The organism is Oxalobacteraceae bacterium OTU3CAMAD1, assembly GCA_024123915.1.
Lineage (GTDB): Bacteria > Pseudomonadota > Gammaproteobacteria > Burkholderiales > Burkholderiaceae_D > Rugamonas.
The window spans coordinates 5,960,873-5,979,513 of the sequence record CP099650.1; the positions used below are offsets into that span (position 1 = coordinate 5,960,873).

Annotated in this window: 11 protein-coding genes; 6 read left to right on the top strand and 5 right to left on the bottom strand. The window is 68.0% G+C overall.

Features of this window, described 5'->3' with window-relative positions; all coding sequences use genetic code 11:
- Window positions 1-5 precede the first annotated feature (5 nt).
- From NHH88_25425 to NHH88_25440, 4 genes are all read left to right on the top strand, one after another.
- Window positions 6-809, top strand: a complete 804-nt coding sequence (locus tag NHH88_25425) for an NF038120 family PEP-CTERM protein (protein ID USX12973.1) — start codon at window positions 6-8, stop codon at window positions 807-809.
- Window positions 810-838: 29 nt separating this feature from the next.
- The gene (locus tag NHH88_25430) at window positions 839-4,021 is read left to right on the top strand and encodes a S8 family serine peptidase (GenBank protein ID USX12974.1); all 3,183 of its coding nucleotides are present in this window, start codon (window positions 839-841) and stop codon (window positions 4,019-4,021) included.
- A 400-nt stretch (window positions 4,022-4,421) separates the two neighbouring features.
- The gene (locus tag NHH88_25435) at window positions 4,422-5,228 is read left to right on the top strand and encodes an NF038120 family PEP-CTERM protein (protein USX12975.1); all 807 of its coding nucleotides are present in this window, start codon (window positions 4,422-4,424) and stop codon (window positions 5,226-5,228) included.
- A 23-nt stretch (window positions 5,229-5,251) separates the two neighbouring features.
- Window positions 5,252-8,428: a S8 family serine peptidase gene (locus NHH88_25440; GenBank protein USX12976.1), complete on the top strand. Its 3,177-nt coding sequence runs from the start codon at window positions 5,252-5,254 to the stop codon at window positions 8,426-8,428.
- 117 nt (window positions 8,429-8,545) lie between these two features.
- On the opposite strand, the gene NHH88_25445 is transcribed toward NHH88_25440, so the two are convergent.
- Complete coding sequence (locus NHH88_25445; protein USX12977.1) at window positions 8,546-9,955, bottom strand: mannose-1-phosphate guanylyltransferase/mannose-6-phosphate isomerase; 1,410 nt, start codon at window positions 9,953-9,955, stop codon at window positions 8,546-8,548.
- Window positions 9,956-10,263: 308 nt separating this feature from the next.
- Between NHH88_25445 and NHH88_25450 the strand changes: the two genes are divergently transcribed.
- Both NHH88_25450 and NHH88_25455 read left to right on the top strand, forming a co-directional pair.
- The gene (locus NHH88_25450) at window positions 10,264-11,451 is read left to right on the top strand and encodes a glycosyltransferase family 2 protein (protein USX12978.1); all 1,188 of its coding nucleotides are present in this window, start codon (window positions 10,264-10,266) and stop codon (window positions 11,449-11,451) included.
- Complete coding sequence (locus NHH88_25455; GenBank protein ID USX12979.1) at window positions 11,438-12,601, top strand: WecB/TagA/CpsF family glycosyltransferase; 1,164 nt, start codon at window positions 11,438-11,440, stop codon at window positions 12,599-12,601. The genes NHH88_25450 and NHH88_25455 overlap by 14 nt, the downstream gene beginning before the upstream one ends.
- A 167-nt stretch (window positions 12,602-12,768) precedes the next feature.
- Here NHH88_25455 and NHH88_25460 read toward each other — a convergent pair whose 3' ends face one another.
- The 4 genes from NHH88_25460 to NHH88_25475 form a co-directional block, all read right to left on the bottom strand.
- Window positions 12,769-13,404, bottom strand: coding sequence for an NF038129 family PEP-CTERM protein (locus NHH88_25460; GenBank protein USX12980.1), 636 nt, complete (start codon window positions 13,402-13,404; stop codon window positions 12,769-12,771).
- Between the two features lie 12 nt (window positions 13,405-13,416).
- Window positions 13,417-16,449, bottom strand: a complete 3,033-nt coding sequence (locus NHH88_25465) for an ExeM/NucH family extracellular endonuclease (GenBank protein USX12981.1) — start codon at window positions 16,447-16,449, stop codon at window positions 13,417-13,419.
- 163 nt (window positions 16,450-16,612) lie between these two features.
- Window positions 16,613-17,641 (bottom strand): TIGR03790 family protein, encoded by a 1,029-nt coding sequence (locus NHH88_25470; GenBank protein USX12982.1) that lies wholly within the window; start codon window positions 17,639-17,641, stop codon window positions 16,613-16,615.
- Window positions 17,642-17,797: 156 nt separating this feature from the next.
- Window positions 17,798-18,292 carry an FxDxF family PEP-CTERM protein gene (locus NHH88_25475; protein ID USX12983.1) on the bottom strand — a complete coding sequence of 165 codons (495 nt, stop codon included), beginning with the start codon at window positions 18,290-18,292 and terminating at the stop codon, window positions 17,798-17,800.
- Window positions 18,293-18,641 lie beyond the last annotated feature (349 nt).

The window sequence follows — 18,641 nt, forward strand, 5'->3', positions numbered from 1 at the left end:
GATTCATGAATCGTAGCTCGCTCCTCCCCGCCGCGCCACACGCGGCACCGCGCACCCGGCCGACACAATTGGCCCGCGCCGTCTTGCTCGCCGGCCTGACCCTGGCCGCCCTGTCCCCGGCCCGCGCCGACACCACGCTCACCTTCGGCAACCAGGCCTCTGGCGAGCTGACCGTGCAACGGGCGTTCACCATCGACGGTTTGCAGATCGCCGGCTACAGCTTCGACCCGGACGCCCAACCGAGCGACGTGGTCGGCGCCATCGTCGACGGCACCGATTCGGTGGCCGCCTGCGGCGCCCTGCAATGCCCGGCCAGCGACGGCAGCTACCTGACCGGCCTCAACGACGGCATCATCGAGATCACCAGCACCACGCCGGGCCAACTGCTGAGCCTCAATTCCTTCGACGCCAGCTTCCTCGGCTCGAGCAGCTTCAGCTATCCGGCCACGGCCGGCCTGCTGGTGGTGCGCGGCTTCATCGCCGGCGGCGGCTTCGACCAGATCACCTACGCGCTGGGCGGCCCCGGCGCCAGCGGCTTCCAGTTCGGCGTGTACAACACCGCCGCCGACTTCGGCATGTCCAAGTACCTGGGCTTCGACTTCTTCGGCGCCGTGTGCGACGACAGCGGCAGCTGCTACGCCGGCACCACCGGCCGCGGCCAGTTCGCCATCGACAACATCAGTTTCGGCACCAGCGCGGTCACCCCCGTGCCCGAACCGCAGACCTGGCTGATGCTCGGCGCCGGCCTGCTGGCCGTCGGCACCGCCGCCCGCCGCCGCGCCGCCGCCCGCAGCACCAGCGCCGCCTGAGTCCCCACTCCATTCCGAAAGAACCATCGATGAAACTACGTCCCATTTCCGCCGCCATCGCGCTGCTGCTGACGGCGCTTGTGGCGCCGGCCCACGCCGACGACACGCGCCGTCCCTACATCGTGCAACTGGCCGACCAGCCGGTGTCGTCCTACACCGGCGGCATCGCCGGCCTGGCCGCCACCAAGCCGGTCGCCGGCTCCAAGCTCAACCTCACCACGGCCGCCGCCCAGGCCTACAGCGCCTACCTGGCGCAAAAGCAGCAAAGCGTCAAGGCGCTGGTGGCCAACGCGCCGCTGGTGTATGACTACAAAGTCGTGCTCAACGGCTTCTCGGCCATGCTGACCGACGACGAGGTGCGCGCGCTGCAAGCGAACGGCAACGTCGCCGCCGTCACCGCCGACGTCGCGCGCGAGCCGCTGACCAACTACACCCCCGCCTTCCTCGGCCTGGACGGCGCGGCCGGCCTGTGGAGCCAGCTCGGCGGCAAGGCCAACGCCGGCGAGGACATCGTCATCGGCATCATCGACACCGGCATCTGGCCGGAAAACCCGTCCTACGCCGACCGTGTCGACGCCAACGGCAAGCCGACCTTCGCCAACAGCGGCACCCTGGTCTACGACGCGCCGGCCAACTGGCAGGGCGGCTGCCAGGACGGCGAAGGCTTCACCGTGGCCGCCTGCAACAACAAGCTGATCGGCGCGCGCTACTTCAAGGACGGCTTCGACAGCACCGGCCGGGAACTGCACTGGACCGAGTTCGTCTCGCCGCGCGACTCGCTCGGCGGGGCCACCGGCCACGGCGGCCACGGCACCCACACCTCGACCACGGCCGGCGGCAACAACGGCGTGGCCGCCAACCTGGGCGGCGCGGGCGTCGGCGACGTCTCGGGCATGGCCCCGCGCGCGCGCATCGCCTCCTACAAGGTATGCTGGACCTTCGTCGCCCCGACCGAGGCCACGGGCAGCAAGAACAGCTGCTGGGGCCAGGACTCGGTGGCGGCGATCGAACGGGCCGTGATCGACGGCGTGAACGTGCTCAACTTCTCGATCGGCGGCGGCGAGACGCTGGCCGATCCGGTCGACCAGGCCTTCCTGCACGCGGTCAACGCCGGCGTGTTCGTCGCCGCCTCGGCCGGCAACAGCGGCCCGGGCAACCAGGTCGCCCACATCAGCCCGTGGCTGGCCACCGTCGCCGCCTCGAGCCACGACCGGGTGTTCGGCGCCACCGCCACCTTGGGCAACGGCGCCCAGTACAAGGGTTACTCGCTCAACGCCACCGCGCTGCCGTCCTCGCCGCTGGTGCGCGGCGAGGATGCGCGCGTGGCCGGCGTGGCCGTCACCGCCGGCCGCCTGTGCTACAGCACCGGCTGGAACGGCGGCGCGCCGGCGCTCGACCCGGCCAAGGTGGCCGGCAAGGTCGTCACCTGCGACCGCGGCACCAACGACCGCCTCGACAAGAGCCTGGCCGTCAAGGAAGCCGGCGGCGTGGGCATGATCCTGGTCGACAACGGCGGCGGCCTGGTGGCCGATCCGCACGTGGTGCCGACGGTGCACATCAGCGCCGCCGACGGCGCGCTGGTCAAGACCTACGCCACCACCGCCGGCGCCACCGCCGCGATCAGCCGCTTCACCATCGGCGCCAGCACCACGCCGGCGCCGGTGATCACCGGCTTCTCCTCGCGCGGACCGAACCGCTACGACGCCAACGTGCTCAAGCCGGACCTGACGGCGCCGGGCGCGAACGTGCTGGCCGGCGTCACGCCGGACCTGACAGCGGCCCAACGCGCCAACCTGGTCAGCGGCACCCTGTCGCCGGTGCCGCTGGCCTGGGCGCTGTACGACGGCACCTCGATGTCGTCGCCGCACGTGGCCGGCATCGCCGCGCTGCTCAAGCAACTGCACCCGACCTGGTCGCCGGCCGCCATCAAGTCGGCCATGATGACCACCGCCACCCCGACCTTCACCGACAACCTGCCGAGCCCGCAAACCGGCACCTTGCCGTGGGCCCAGGGCGCCGGCCACGTCAACCCGGTCGGCAGCGTGCGCCGTCCGGCCGACGGCAAAGCCTACAACCCGGGCGGCGCCGCCGATCCGGGCCTGGTGTTCGACCTCGGCGCGCTCGACTACAAAAAATACCAGTGCGGCGCGGGCATCAGCGCGCAATGCGCGTCGGGCAACATCGCCGGCTACAACCTGAACCTGCCGTCGATCACCGTCGGCAACACGCTCGGCTCGACCGACGTGCTGCGCACGGTGACCAACGTTGGCGCCGGCACGGCGCCCTACACCGCCAGCGCCACCTTGCCGGGCTACAGCGTGACGGTCTCGCCGGCCTCGCTGACCCTGGCGCCGAACGCCAGCGCCAGCTTCACGGTCAAGCTGACCCGCACCACGGCGCCGGCCAACGTCTGGCAGTTCGGCGAGCTGGTGCTCACCGACGGCAGCCACATCGTGCGCATGCCGGTCAGCGCCCGCGAAGGCAAGCAGGTCGTGGCGAAGGATCTGGCCAAGAGCACGCGCACCACCAGCACCACCTTGCTGAGCGTGAACACCGGCTTCACCGGACGCCTCGGCGTGGCCGCCGGCGGCCTCAAGGAAATCAGCCGCACCGCGCAAACGGTGCGCGCCTTCGTCGGCGCGCCGCCGGCGGACCTGGAGGCTTCGGCCGCCGCCTGCCGCGCCAACGTGGTCGGCACCGTCGTCACGCCGCTGAGCGTGCCGGCGGACGCGGTGGTGCTGTCGGTCGAACTGTTCGACCGCGACACCTCCTCGGGTAACGGCAACGACGATCTGGACCTGGTATTGCTGGCGCCGGACGGCAGCATCGCCGCCTCCAGCCTGAACGGCGGCTCCAACGAGTCGGTCATGCTCAACAGCCCGGCCGCCGGCGCCTACCGCGCCTGCGTGGTCGGCTACGCGCCGGCCGACAAGGTGGCCACCGACTACACGCTGTCGTCGGCGGTGGTCGGTCGCGCCGATGTCGGCGGCAACCTGCGCCTGACCACGCCGGGCAAGGTGTACGCCGGCAGCGCCGCCACCGTCACGGCCAGCTGGAGCGGCCTGGCGACGGGCAAGCGCTACCTGGGTGGGGCGCAGTTCCTCAACCCGGCCGGCGCGGTGGCCGCCACCACGGCCTTGCTGGTCGAGACCAACGATCCGCTGCCGCTGGTGCTGTCGGGCCCGCGTCCGAAGTCGGCCATCACGAAGTAAGCGTTCGTCGCTGGTAGCCGGCCGCGGCGAACGCCGCGGCCGATCAGGCGCCGCCCCTTCACGGGGGCGGCGCCTTGTCGTTTGCGCGGCGATTTTTGGGGGTGGATACGCTACCGTAAAACTGGCCGGCGGCCTGCACCTTCTTTGTGCATCCTCAACAATGTTGCGAATTGTTCACACGCAAGCACAACCCCGGTTCAGCGCCGCCTCCAGCGGAAACCGAATTTATCGCTGCGAAAAAGCTAGTTACCCGAATTTTCATTTATAAACTTTTTGCCAATTTATTGTCGGGGTTGCTACTATTATTGACATCTCCCGCGCAGACGGGAGCACACGCTTGTCCCGGCGCGTCAAGGGGCATCAACGCCATCGTTCACTTCACTCACAAAAGGGTAGATACATGAAACGCAGCTCGTTCCCCACCGATGCGCCACGCGCCGCGTCGAGCCTCCGACTGACACAATTGGTCCGTGCAACCATCCTCGCCGGCCTGACCATGGCCGTCCTGCCGTCGGCCCATGCCGACGTCACCATCGACTTCAACGGTCTGGCGCCGATCGGCCTGACCCACAAGGACGCCATCGTCAGCCAGGGCTTCAACATCGGCGCCTACTCCAACGACCCCGACGCGCAGACCGGCGACGCGGTCGGCGCCATCATCGACGGCACCGACTCGGTGGACTCGTGCGGTTTCCTGCAGTGCCCGGCCAGCGACAGCACCTACGCGACCTTCATCAACGACGGCTACCTCGAACTGACCAGCACCACCCCGGGCGCGGCCTTCGGCCTGAAATCGTTCGACGCGTCCTTCCTCGGCTCGAACGCCTACGACTACCCGGCAACGCCGGGCTTCCTGCGCGTGCAGGGCTTCCGCGCCGACAACAGCACGGTGTACGAAGACTACTCGTTCTACGCCCCCGGCAGCGAAGGCTTCGAGTTCGGCAGCTACAACTCGTCGTCGCTGTTCAACAACGGCAACTTCACCAGCTTGTACTTCTTCGCCTTCGTGTGCGACGCCAACGGCAACTGCTCGGCGTTCAGCACCGGCCTGGGCCAATTCGCCATCGACAACATCACCATCGCCTCGTCGGTGGCCGCGCCCGTTCCCGAGCCGTCGACGTGGCTGATGATGGGCGCCGGCCTGCTCGGCGTGGTCGGCGCCGCGCGCCGCCGCAAGCAAGCCCAAGCACACGTCCAAGCCGTTTGAGCCATCCATCGAGGAATAACACAATGAAACTACGCCCTGTTTCCGCAGCGGTCCTGCTGCTGTTGTCCGGCCTGAGCCTGGCCGCGCACGCCGACGACACGCGCCGTCCATACATCGTGCAACTGGCCGACAAGCCGCTGTCGTCCTACACCGGCGGCGTCGCCGGCATCGCCGCCACCAAGCCGGCCGCCGGCGCGCGGCTCGACCTCAACACCAGCGCCGCCCAGGCCTACAGCGGCTACCTGATCCAGAAGCAGCAGTCGGTCAAGGCGGCCGTGGCCGCCGCGCCGATGCTGTACGACTACAAGGTGGTGCTCAACGGCTTCTCGGCCATGCTCACCGACGACGAGGTGCGCGCGCTCAAGGCCAACACGGCCGTGGCCAACATCACCGCCGACACCCCGCGCCAGATGCTGACCAACTACACGCCCACCTTCCTCGGCCTGGACGGCCCGAACGGCCTGTGGAGCCAGCTCGGCGGCAAGGAGGGCGCCGGCGAAGGCGTCGTCGTCGGCATCATCGACGGCGGCATCTGGCCCGAGAGCCTGTCCTATGCCGACCGGATCGACGCCAACGGCAAACCGACCTGGGACAACAGCGGCACGCTGGCCTATACGCCGCTGGCCGGCTGGCAGGGCGGCTGCGACACCGGCGAAGGCTTCACCGTGGCCTACTGCAACAACAAGCTGATCGGCGCGCGCTACTTCATCGACGGCTTCAAGGCCACCGGGCGCCAGCTGCACTGGACCGAGTTCGTCTCGCCGCGCGATTCGATCGGCGGCACCGTCGGCCATGGCGGCCACGGCACCCACACCTCGACCACGGCGGCCGGCAATAACGGCGTGACGGCCACCCTGGGCGACAACATCGCCATGGGCCAGACCTCGGGCATCGCCCCGCGCGCGCGCATCGCCTCCTATAAGATTTGCTGGAGCTACAACGACGCGAGCGACCCGACCGGCGGCAAGAACAGCTGCTGGGGCTCGGACGCGGTGGCCGCCGTCGAACAAGCCGTCACCGACGGCGTCGACGTGCTCAACTACTCGATCAGCGGCGGCACCGTCATCAACGACGCGGTCGAACAAGCGTTCCTGCACGCGACCAACGCCGGCGTGTTCGTGGCCGCCTCGGCCGGCAACGACGGCCCCGCCAACGAGGTCAACCACGTGAGCCCGTGGCTGGCCACGATCGCCGCCGCCGTCAACAACCGCGTGTTCCAGGGCACCGTCACCCTGGGCAACAGCGCCAGCTACAAGGGCGTCTCGCTCAACAACAAGGCCCTGCCCAACACCCCGCTGATCCGCTCCGAGGACGCGGTGCTGGCCGGCGCCAGCGCCGCCGAGGCGCGCCTGTGCTACAGCGTCGGCGGCAACGGCGGCCCCACGCTCGACCCGGCCAAGGTGGCCGGCAAGGTCGTCACCTGCGTGCGCGGCACCAACGCCCGCGTCGACAAGAGCCTGGCCGTCAAGCAGGCCGGCGGCGTCGGCATGATCATGGTCGACAACGGTTCCGGCCTGGTGGCCGAGATCCATTCGGTGCCGACGGTGCACGTAACCAAGGCCGACGGCGACGCCATCAAGGCGTACGCGGCGGCGCAGAATCCGGTCGCCGCGCTGAGCGTGTTCAGCAACGTGATCGTGCCGAACGCGCCGGTCTCGGCCGGCTTCTCCTCGCGCGGCCCGAACCGCTACGACGGCAACGTGCTCAAGCCGGACGTCACCGCCCCCGGCGTCGACATCCTGGCCGGCGTCACGCCCGCGCTGACCGCCGCCCAGCGCACCAACGTCATCAACGGCACCCTGACGCCGCCGCCGGCCTGGGCGCTGTACCAGGGCACGTCGATGTCGTCGCCGCACGTGGCCGGCGTGGCCGCGCTGCTCAAGCAGCTGCACCCGGCCTGGTCGCCGGCGGCGATCAAGTCGGCGCTGATGACCAGCGCCACGCCGACCTTCGCCGACGCCCTGACCGGGCTGCAGCAAGGCGTGCTGCCGTGGGCCCAGGGCGCCGGCCACATCAATCCGTACGGCACCGTGCCGCATCCGGCCGACGGCCGCGCCTACAACGCCAAGGGCGCCAGCGACCCGGGCCTGGTGTACGACCTGGGCGCGCGCGACTACAAGCGCTACCAGTGCGGCGCCGGCTTTAGCAGCGAGTGCACCGAGGGCTCGATCACCGGCTACAACCTGAACCTGCCGTCGATCACCGTCAACAACGCGCTCGGCACGGTCGAGGTCACCCGCACCGTCACCAACGTCGGCACCAGCGCCGCCACCTATAGCGGCAGCGCCAGCCTGCCCGGCTTCGACGCCGTCCTGGCGCCGACCACGCTGACCCTGGCGCCCAACGCCAGCGCCAGCTACACGGTCAAGCTGACCCGCACCAACGCCGCGTTCAACGAATGGCAATACGGTAACGTCACCTGGACCGACGCCAACCACGTGGTGCGCGTGCCGTTGACGGCGCGCAGCGGCCGGGCCGTCTCGTCGCCGGCATTGACGACCAGCACGCGCCCTTCGAGCACGGTGCTGTTGAGCGTGCTGACCGGCTTCAACGGCCGCATGGGCACGGCCGTCGGCGGCCTCAAGGAAGTCACCCGGGGCGCCACGCAAACCGTGCCGGCCATCCTGGAGCCGCTCGACACGGCCGCCGACGTGGCCGCCGCGTGCGTGGCCAACACGGTCGGCGTGCGCGCCATTCCGGTGACCATCCCGGCCAACACGGTGGCCGCCGCGTTCGAACTGTTCGACCGCGACACCTCGTCCAATGGCGGTGACGACCTCGACTTGGTGGTGCTCAATCCGGACGGCAGCGTGGCCGGCGGCAGCCTGCGCGGCGGCTCGACCGAATGGGTGCGCCTGAACAGCCCGGCGCCGGGCAACTACCGCGTCTGCGTGGTCGGCTACGCGCCGGCCGACGGCGTCTCGACCGACTTCAACCTGTCGTCGGCCGTGGTCACCCGCAGCGACACCGCCGGCGCGCTGAAGGCGGCCGCGCCGAGCCGGGTCTACGCCGGCAACGTGGCCACCGTCACGGCCAGCTGGACCGGCCTGCCGACCGGCAAGCGCTACTACGGCGGGGTGCAATACCTCGACCTGAACGGCGCCGTCGCCTCGTCGACCACCCTGCTGGTGGAGACCAACAATCCGGTGCCGCAGGCGGAGGGCGCGGCCAAGGTCAGCCGCAGGATCAGCGCGCGCTGATCCTGACGTAAGCCATCGACGCCGCACCCCGACGGGTGCGGCGTTTTTCGTTTACCGAGGGGAGAATCAAGGGAGAAAGCCGGGCCGTGTCCGAATGTCAGACTGACCCCGGCGGAATCAGGTGCGCTGGTAGACGTCCTCGAAGCGGACGATGTCGTCCTCGCCCAGGTAGCTGCCGGACTGCACCTCGATCAGGTGCAGCGGCAATTTGCCAGGGTTTTCCAGACGGTGGTTCATGCCGATCGGAATATAGGTCGACTGGTTTTCCGACAGCAAGGTGACGCTGTCGCCGCACGTCACGCGTGCCGTGCCGCTGACCACGATCCAGTGTTCGGCGCGATGGTGGTGCATCTGCAGCGACAGCTTGCCGCCCGGATTGACCGTGATGCGCTTGACCTGGAAACGCTCGCCGATGTCGATGCCCTCGTAGCAACCCCACGGACGGTACACCTTGGTGTGGTGCAAATGCTCGGTGCGCTCGGTCGTCTTCAAATGCTCGACCACCTGCTTGACCCGCTGCACCTGGTCCTTGTGCGCCACCAGCACCGCGTCGGCGGTCTCGACCACCACCAGGTCGCTGACGCCGACCAGCGCCACGATGCGGCTCTCGGCGCGCACCAGCGAATTGTTCACGCCGTCCAGATAAACGTCGCCGCGCGTGGCGTTGCCGGCCGCGTCATGCGGCAGCACGTCGCGCAAGGCCGACCACGAACCGACGTCGCTCCAGCCGATGTCGGCCGGCACCACCACCGCGTGCTGCGTGCGCTCCATGACGGCGTAGTCGATCGAATCGGACGGGCTGGCCGCAAAGGCGGCTTCGTCCAGGCGGCAGAAGTCCATGTCGCGGTAGGCTTTTTGCACCGCCGTCGCGGCGGCGGCGGCGATGGCCGGCGCGAATTCGGCCAGCTCGCTCAAATAACGCTCGGCGCGGAACAGGAACATGCCGCTGTTCCAATAATAGGCGCCGTCGTCGAGGAAGGACTGGGCCTTGGCCTGGTCCGGCTTTTCGACGAAGCGGTCGACTTTATACGCCGCGCCGACGGCCGCGCCGCGGTGGATATAGCCGTAACCGGTTTCCGGCGCGGTCGGCACCACGCCGAAGGTGGCCAGCGCGCCCTCGCCCGCCAACTGGGCGGCGCTGGCGATGGCGGCGTGGAAGGCGGCGCGGTCGGTGATCACGTGGTCGGCCGGCAGCACCAGCATCAGCGCCTCCGGATCGATGGCGCGCAGGTACTCGGCGGCGGCGGCCACCGCCGGCGCCGTGTTGCGCCCGGCCGATTCGAGCATGATGCCCAGCGGCGTGACGCCGATCTCGCGCAACTGCTCGGCCACCATGAAGCGGTGCTCGTTACCGCAGACGATCAGCGGCGCCTGCAACTCGGCCCCGCCCTTGAGGCGCAGCACGGTTTCCTGCAGCATCGTGCGGTCCGATACCAAGGGCAACAATTGCTTTGGCAACACGGCGCGCGACAGCGGCCACAAACGGGTGCCGGCGCCGCCGGACAGGATCACTGGGTAGAGTTTCATACGACTTCTTCCTTTTATTGGGTAATTGGGCGGGCTGGCACCCTGGCGGCCCATCCGGCATGATATCGCACCGCACAAAAAACGTGCAAGCGACGCCGGGCTGTTGCCATTTTTTATTGCCCGACAAACCATAAAAGTGTTCAGTGCGCCAACCGTAACGTACTGAAATATTCTAAAATGCGTGTTTGGCGTGCGCGCCGCGCGCCCTTCCGGGCCACGGCGACCGACGACACAACTTTATTGCAACGCACAAAAGCAATCCGGCGGTCGCCGTCTCCGCGCGCTCCCGCCCTCACTGAAGGAACCCTATGACGTTTTTGCTGGCAACGCTGTTATCCCTGATGCTGGCCGTGGTGCTGATCCCGGTGCTGCTGCTGCTGCTGCAAACGCTGCTGGCGGCCGCGCCGCTGGGCGCGCCACCGGCCGCCGCCGGCCGCCGCCCGCGCGTGGCGATCCTGGTCCCCGCCCATAACGAGGAAGCCGGCGTTGGTGCAACAATTGCCAGCCTGCAACCCCAACTGGTGGAAGGCGACCGCATCCTGGTGGTGGCCGACAATTGCAGCGACGACACCGCCGGCGCCGTGCGCCGTGCCGGCGCCGAGGCGCGCGAGCGCTTCGACACCGAACGCCGCGGCAAGGGCTACGCGCTCGACTTCGGCGTGCGCTGCCTGGAGGCCGACGCCCCCGAGGTGGTCATCATCGTCGACGCCGACTGCATCGCCGCGCCCGGCGCCATCGACCGCCTGGCGCGCGAGGCGCTCGCCAGCGGCCGCCCGGTGCAGGCGCTGTATCTGATGGAGATGCCCGCCGGCGGCGGCCTGATGAAGAAAATCGGCCAGTTCGCCTGGGTCGTCAAGAACCTGGTGCGCCCGCTCGGCTACCACCGCCTCGGCCTGCCGTGCCAGTTGATGGGCACCGGCATGGCCTTCACCTGGCCGATGATCAGCCAGGCGGCGCTGGCCAGCGGCCACATCGTCGAAGACATGAAACTGGGCATGGACCTGGCGCTGGCCGGCAAGGCTCCGCTGTTCAGCCCGCACGCGCTGGTCACCAGCAGCTTCGCCGCCAGCGCCGAGGGCGCCGACAGCCAGCGCACCCGCTGGGAGCACGGGCACATGAGCATGATCGCCTCCGAGGCGCTGCCGCTGCTGTTGCGCGGCCTGCTGCGCGGACGCATCATGGTGGTGGCCTTGGCGCTGGACATGTGCGTGCCGCCGCTGGCGCTGCTGGCGCTGATCGCCATGGCGCTCAGCGCGGTGGCGCTGGTGTTCAGCCTGTTCACCGGCGCCGGCCTGCCGCTGCTGCTGGCCTTGCTGACGATGGCCGGCTTCGGCGCGGCCGTGCTGCTGGCCTGGGCGCGCCACGGACGGGGCATCCTCAGCGCCGGCGATCTGCTGATGGCGGTGTTTTACATCTTCAAGAAGATTCCGCTGTATTGCCGCTTTTTTATTAACCGTCAGGTCGAATGGGTGAGGTCTAAACGTGATAGCGAATGAAACAATGGTGGCCGCGCCGGCCCCGCGTACCGACTTCCAGCGCGACGTCTATTGTGTGCTGGGCCTGCCGTTCGACGCCCTGACCTTGGAGCAGGCGCGCGACCAGCTGCTGGCCGACGCCCGCGCCGGACGGCGTAACTTCTTCTCGACGCCCAATCTGAACTTCCTCGTCACCAGCCTGCGCGACACCGCCTTCCGCGACTCGGTGCTGCGCTCGGACCTGTCGTTCGCCGACGGCATGCCGATCATCTGGATGGCGCGCGCGCTGGACATCCCGCTGCGCCACCGCGTGGCCGGCTCGACCGTGTTCGAGTTGCTGCGGGCGCAGCGCGAACAACCGCTGAAGGTGTATTTCTTCGGCGGTCCGGACGGCGTGGCGCGCCGCGCCGGCGACGTGCTCAACGCGGACGGCGGCGCGCTGCGCTGCGTCGGCGCCCACGCGCCCGGCTTCGGCAGCATCGAGGACATGAGTTCGCCCGCGCTGATGGCGCAGATCAACGCCACCGAGCCGGATTTCGTGCTGGTGGCGCTGGGCGCCAAGCGCGGCCAGGCCTGGATCGAACGCAACCTCGGCGCGCTCGACGCGCCGCTGATCAGCCACCTGGGCGCGGTGATCAACTTCGTCGCCGGCACCATCGTGCAGGCGCCGTCGCGGGTCAGCGGACTGGGACTGGAATGGTTGTGGCGCATCAAGGAAGAGCCGGCGCTGTGGCGGCGCTACTGGCAGGACGGTCTCGCCCTGCTGGGATTGCTGGTCAAGCGGGTGCTGCCGGGTGTGCTGGCCGCGCGCCGGGCACGGGCCGCGCGCGACCGCCAGCCGGCGCCGTCGGTCGATGTGCGCACCGAGAACGGCGTGCGCCGTTTGACCCTGGGCGGGGCCTGGCATGCGGGCAATCTGGCGCCGCTGCGGCTGGCGCTGACGGCGGCCACGGCCACGCGCGCGGATATCGTCCTGGATTTGACGGCCGTTAGCGCGCTCGACAGCGCGACCGTGGCGCTGTTGATGCTGCTGTATGGCCACCAGTCGAAGATCGGCCGGGGGTATGAACCGGTCGGGGCCAACAAGGCCTTGCAGCGCGCGCTGACCTTGCATTGCGCGGAGTATTTGTTGACGCCGTTGCCGGTGACGGCGGCTGTGGCACGGGCCTGAATCCAAACCACACAAACACGTAGGGCGGATTAGCGAAGCGTAATCGGCCATGCATGCGTCGCGTTGACGCATGCATGGCCGATTACGGCGTTCCGCCTAATCCGCCCTACGTGTCACCGCTGGAACGCAAACGCCGCAGGCCATCGAGGCCTGCGGCGCATCCCACCTTACACCTTGCGGCGGCGCGCCATCCCGCCCAGCAACGCCAAGCCGGCGCCCATCATCAACCACGTCTGCGCTTCCGGCACGGCGCTCACCGCGCTGACGCTGGTGCCGATCGTGTTGTTGAGCATGGTCGGCACCACGGTGCCGGCCGGCGTCCAGTTCAGCAACACCAGCGAGCCGCTCGGATCGTTCGTGCCCAGCAGCGCGTCCTGCGCCTGGTTGTACAAGGCCACCGAGAAAGCCGAGCCGAAACCGGCGCCCGGGTCGGCCGCGCCACTGAAGGTGATATTGAAACCGATCTTGCCGCCGAAGTCGACCTCGTGGAACAGGCCGTTCAAGCCGCCCGCGTCGTTGTTACCAAAGGTGTAGCCGCCGGCCAGCGAACCGCTGGCGTTGCCGGTCAGCTGCGCCGTGCTCGAATCGCCGAAGCCGGTGAAACCACTCAACGACACCTGCGCCCACGGGCTCGACGGATCGCCCGGATTGAATTGCATGTCGATCCAGCCAGAGGGCGAGAACGACGACGTGTCGAGTTCGACGTGGAAGGTCGAGGCGGCCGACGCCAGGCTGGCGCAGGCGCCCAGGGCCAGGGCCAACAGCGCGCGGCGCAGGGATGCTACGGGGAATTTGACGATCATGTTATGTTTTCCTTAGAAATTGCCGCTGTAAATTTTGGCCGTGTAGCTGATGCCGGCCGCGCCGGTCTTGGTAAAACTCAGCGGGACGGTGATGGTGGCGCCTGGCGCCAGCGAGCCGACGTTGGCGGTGATGTACGGCGCGCCATTGTGGCTGCCGCTGGCGTTGAGCACGGTCACGCCGGCCGCCAGGCCGCCCAGCTCGATCTGCAGCGGACCGCTGATCGGGCTGGTACCCGTGTTGGTGACGGCGTAGTTGCCGCTCCAGCGGCCGGTCAGGCGCGTGAACACCAGGCCCGAGCCGACGCCGCGCACGCCGGCGGTGACGTCGAGCGCCGGCGCCGGCAGGTTCAGGCTGACGACCACCGGGTCGTGGTCGGAGGCGCGGTACGGCGCTGCCGTGTACTTGTCCTGCGGCTTGCCGTCGAGGTTGTAGTCGACGACGGTCGGCTCGTCGGCATTGTTGTGCCACTCGGCCGCGTCGACCACCGAGGCGTTGAGCGCGGCGCTGGCCAGCGCGTGGTCCAGGTAGCCTGCTTCGCCGTTGAAGACGTAGGAATACGGCATCGCGCCGGCGCCGCGGATGTAGCGCTCGAGCTGGTTGACATAGCCCTTGTTGATGATGGCCTGCACCGGATCCTCGTGGCCGTAGGCGTTGAAGTCGCCGATCAGCAGCACCTTGGCGTCGCCGGCGGCGGCCACCACCTGCGGCACGAACACGTCCACCAGGCGCTGGGCCTGCTGCACGCGGGTCGCGTTCCAGCAGCTCTGGCCGTCGCCCTTGTCGCCGTCGACGTTCGACGGCGCCGGGCAGCTGCCCTTGGACTTCAGGTGGTTGACCACCAGCGAGAACTTGCCGCCGTTGGCCGCCTTGAAGGTTTGCGCCATCGGCGGACGGTTGTTGATGGCATCGGCGTCCGACAGCGCGTTGCCCACAAGGGTCAGGGTGGCCGGCTTGTAGATCATCGCCACGCGGATGGCGTCGGTGCCGGTGGCCGGCGGTTGCGGCACGACCGCGTAGGTCTTCAGGCCGGTGCCCGGCGAGATCGCCTCGTTGAGCGCGTCGACCAGTTTGGCGACCGAGTAATCGCCGCTGTTCTGGATCTCCATCAGGCCGTAGACGTCGGCGTCGAGCGCCTTGAGCTCGCCGACGATCTTGACGCTTTGACGGTTGAACTCGGCGATATTGTCGGCGCCACGGCAGTTCGAGCGCGCCGGCGCGCCGCCGCCGATCACGCAACCCTGGCCGGTGGCGCCGGTGATGTCGGCGCCGTTGGTGAAGGTGGTGAAGTAGTTCAGCACGTTGGCGCTGGCGACCTTGACGTTGCCGGCGGCCAGCACGGGCGCGGCCGGACGCGGATTGTCCTGCGAGAACACCGGCGCGACCGTCGGCTGCAGCTTGAAGCCCGCCCCGCCGCCGCCCTTGGCGCCGAAGTCGATCACGCCGGTCAGGTTGTCGACCGTGTCGCCGGCGCGCAGCGAGCCGTCCGCGCCCAGGTAGGGGATCACGCTCGGCGTGGTGAAGATGCCGTCGTCGAGGATGATCTGGTTGCGCGCGTTGGCGGCCGCCAGCGCGATCGCCTCCGGCGTGCCGGCGCGGTATTTATTGGTCGCCGTCTCCAGCCGGCCGGCGGCCAGCGTCACTTCGCCGCGGTCGCCCAGGTATTGCAGCTGGTTGACCGTCAGCGGCGACGTGAAGCGCACCAGCATGCCTTCGAGCTGGCCCAGGTTCGGGTGCGGCAAGGCGATATTGGTCGGCGTGACGGCGATGCCGCCGGCCAGCTTGACGATGGCGGTGACGGCGGTCAGTTCGGTGTAGACGCGGCCGCCTGCCACCGGCGCGTAGTCGGTGACGGTGCCACTGATGCGCACGCGGTCGCCGATCTGCACGGTGCCGGTGTTGGCGGCGGTGGTGAAGACGAACAGGCCGTCGGAGGTCGACGGATCGCCGTCGCCGTTCTCGTCCTGGATGAAGAAGCTGGTGCCGACCTTGGCGGTGACGACGCCCTCGGTGGTCTGGACGGTGCCGGCGTACGGGCTGGTGTCGCCGCTGCCCTGGATTTGCGGAATCGTGTGGGTCAGGGTGGCCGGCGCGGCGACCGTGACGTTGATATTGCAGATGGCCTGCTGGGCCTGGTCGTTGCCGAAGGTGACGACCACCGGATAGCTGCCGGCCTGCACGCTGGCAGCCACATTCAGGCTGGCGCTGGCGGTGCCGCCGGCGGTGCCGGCCGCCAGGAAGTTGACCAGGCTGATGCCGGGCACGGCGCCGGCCGTGATGGCGGCGCTGTTGACGATGCCGTCGGCGTCGGTGGCGCTCAGCTCGGCGCTGCCGTCGATGCCGAAGGCCGGCGCCAGATTGGCCGGGCAGCTGGCGACGATGGGCGGCGCCTGCGGCACGCCGCACGGACGCAAGGCGGTGGCGCTGTTGCGCGGGGTCGGCGCGCCGGTGGCGAAGTCGCTGGCGTTGTTGTCGGTGTCGGTGCAGCCGCCGGCGGCGCGCAGCGCAGCGGTGGTGTTGCTCAGGCCGGGGCCGTTGGCGCCCTCGAAGAAGCCGGCGTTATAGCCAAGCAGGTCCATCAGCGAGGCGCTAGCCGGCGCGGCGCCGCTCAGCGCGGTGCTGTTGTTGACCAGCGCGACCTTGCCGGCGCTGCCGCCCATCGCCAGCGAACCCAGGGTATCCGGGGTCGGCAGGCTCTCGGAGCCGCCGCTGCCGGCCGATTGCTGCAGCAGGAAATACTGGCCCGGCTGCAGGGTGACATTGCCGGTTACCTTGCTGACCGCCCAGCTGCTGCCGCCGGCGCTGGCGTACTGCACGCTCCAGCCGGTGATGTCGACCGCCGCATCGCCACGGTTGAACAATTCAATGAAATCGTTTTTGAACGTAGCGCCGGAATTGCCCCCGCCCCCATAGACCTGGCTGATGACGACCGGCGAGGCGGCCAGCGCGGGCGCCGACAAGACCGCCGACAGGGCGGCGGCGATCAGGGTGCGGCGGCCCGGGGTGGCCATGGCGCGGGGGACGGACGGAATGCGGAGAGTTTTCATGAACGATCCAGTGGAATTGTTATTAAATATAGCAATTTACATATTATGACACTGTCATGACGGCGTCATGACAAGATGTGATCGAGATGCGTCATCCGTTGCCGGATCGTCAGTCAGGCCAGCGCGAGTCAACCGCAAGGTCGATGGCGGGGTCAGCGCGGGGTCAACGTGAATACGGCGCCGCCAACGGATCGCCGATGAACACGCCCTGCGCCGGCCAGGCCACACTTTTCCAATAGGCCTCGATGGCGCTATCGCCGCTCAGGTAGCGCTTGAGCAGCACCGTCGGATGGGGGAATTTCTGCACGTGGTTGCACGGTTCGGAGACGGTGCCGTAGCTGGCCGTGGCGCCGGCCTCGAGCCAGCGCAGGCTGCTCATCTGGCCCTCCCCCAGCAGGTCGCCGCCGGTCGACGTCAAATGGTCGGCCAGCGCGCCCGGCAGGAAACGCAGCGTGTCCAGTTTGTCGACTTTGACCATGCCGGTCTGGTAGAACATGATGTCCTGCGCATCCTCGAGGGCGTCGGCGTTGAGCCGCTTGATCGTCAGATCGTGCGAGGCCACCTTGCCGGCCGGCGGGAACAGTCGCGCGCGCACGCTGCGCAGGCTGTCGGAAGTGGTCAGGTAATAGGCGCTGGCGGCCGGGAAACGGAAATAGCGGGTCCCGCCACGGGCGATGAGCTCCTTGGCCAGCGGTACCGAGCCGGTCGGCATCAGCATGCTGATCTTCATTGCCGCCATGGCCGGCGAGACCTGGTCGGCGGCGAACCAGCCGCTGGGCTTGCCCGGACCGCAAGGGGCCGAACACTGGGCGGCGTCGTAGCCTAGGGTCAGCGCCGAGGTGATGGAATTGCAGCCGACCGCGTACGGCGCGGTCCACACCATGAGCACGGCGCGGATGTCGGGGCCGAGCCGCTCGAGGATTTGCTGGCGCAGCGGGGCGAATTGCTCCGGCGTGAGCTGGCGCGGCGACTTGGGGATGCGCACGTGGACGATATTTTTTTCGGGAATGCCGCGGGCGTCGCGGTAGAGCGCGCCGATGGCGACGCTGTTGGGTTCGTCGTCATTGACGACCAGCGCCAGTTGGGACGGCGCCAGCGCGGCGGCGGCCGGCCCGGCCAGGGTCAGGCCCAAGGCGTTGATGGCGGCCCCGAGGGCGGTTTTCTGCTTTGTGTACCAGGGCGTGGCGCGCACCTTCCCTCCTCCGCTTGCGCCGGTCGGTGTGACCGGACTTGCATCATTATAGAGGCGGAAAGGTGGCCGTAAAAATAAAAAAAGCCCCGGGGCGTAGCCGGGGCTTTTTGATGCCGCGCGCGCCGTTGGGCGCGGCCGCGGCGTACGCGTGCTTAATTAAGCAGCGTTTTTAGCTTTGCGACGACGAGCCATGAAGCCCAGCAGGCCCAGGCCGCCCAGCATCATTGCGTAGGTTTCGGCTTCTGGAACGGCGGTCACGGTCACGTCACCGCTGTAGGTAGCGCCGGTCATGGCGGTACCGAACAGGTTCAGGGTGAACGACGACGCTGGGCTCGAGCTGAAGAAAGCGTAACGGCCTTTGCCAGCCGAGGTCAGTTCGCCAGGAACGCCGTTCAGGTTCGACTGTGCCGACCAGCTCAGGTTCTGACCGCTGATGCTGACGTCAATCATGTAGTAACCAGCAGCCAGGCCGGTGAAGGTGATGATGTCGCTGCCACCCGACAGGATGCCGTCGCCTGCAACGGACTTGCCGTTGAAGTGGTTCATGTCGCTGGTCGGCGGGGTCACGTAGATCTGTACGGACTGGTCTGCTGCCATGGCGTTGAACGAAGCGGCGGCCAGCAGAGCGGCGAAGATGTGTTTCAGTTTCATCAGAAAATCCTTAAGGAGGTTATAGGCCGCCGGAGCCGGCCACTTGTTTGTTCACTAGTAACTAGACAACATCATAGCATAAAGAAAGCAATTAAGTTGCTCTTTTTTTATTTTACATATTCTTATTGAAAGCCTTTTTCATAGCGTGAAATAAATGTTGCGACGCGGTATTTTTACTTACCGCAATGCGGAAACTCCATCGCTCAGTCAGCCTTGCCAAAGAAGCTTATCAGCAATAAGTTCTTCAAAAACAAAGACTTGGACGTTGCTTGCAAATTGGCGAACAATTGCCACCGGGTAATTCAAAAAACACAACAGCATGTTATCGGTTGACGAACATTGTGGGCTA

Excerpts from the sequence above, each read along its gene's own strand:
- NHH88_25425 (USX12973.1), top strand. The coding sequence starts at position 6 with ATGAATCGTAGCTCGCTCCTCCCCGCCGCGCCACACGCGGCACCGCGC.
- NHH88_25430 (USX12974.1), top strand. The coding sequence starts at position 839 with ATGAAACTACGTCCCATTTCCGCCGCCATCGCGCTGCTGCTGACGGCG.
- NHH88_25435 (USX12975.1), top strand. The coding sequence starts at position 4,422 with ATGAAACGCAGCTCGTTCCCCACCGATGCGCCACGCGCCGCGTCGAGC.
- NHH88_25440 (USX12976.1), top strand. The coding sequence starts at position 5,252 with ATGAAACTACGCCCTGTTTCCGCAGCGGTCCTGCTGCTGTTGTCCGGC.
- NHH88_25445 (USX12977.1), bottom strand. The coding sequence starts at position 9,955 with ATGAAACTCTACCCAGTGATCCTGTCCGGCGGCGCCGGCACCCGTTTG.
- NHH88_25450 (USX12978.1), top strand. The coding sequence starts at position 10,264 with ATGACGTTTTTGCTGGCAACGCTGTTATCCCTGATGCTGGCCGTGGTG.
- NHH88_25460 (USX12980.1), bottom strand. The coding sequence starts at position 13,404 with ATGATCGTCAAATTCCCCGTAGCATCCCTGCGCCGCGCGCTGTTGGCC.
- NHH88_25465 (USX12981.1), bottom strand. The coding sequence starts at position 16,449 with ATGAAAACTCTCCGCATTCCGTCCGTCCCCCGCGCCATGGCCACCCCG.
- NHH88_25475 (USX12983.1), bottom strand. The coding sequence starts at position 18,292 with ATGAAACTGAAACACATCTTCGCCGCTCTGCTGGCCGCCGCTTCGTTC.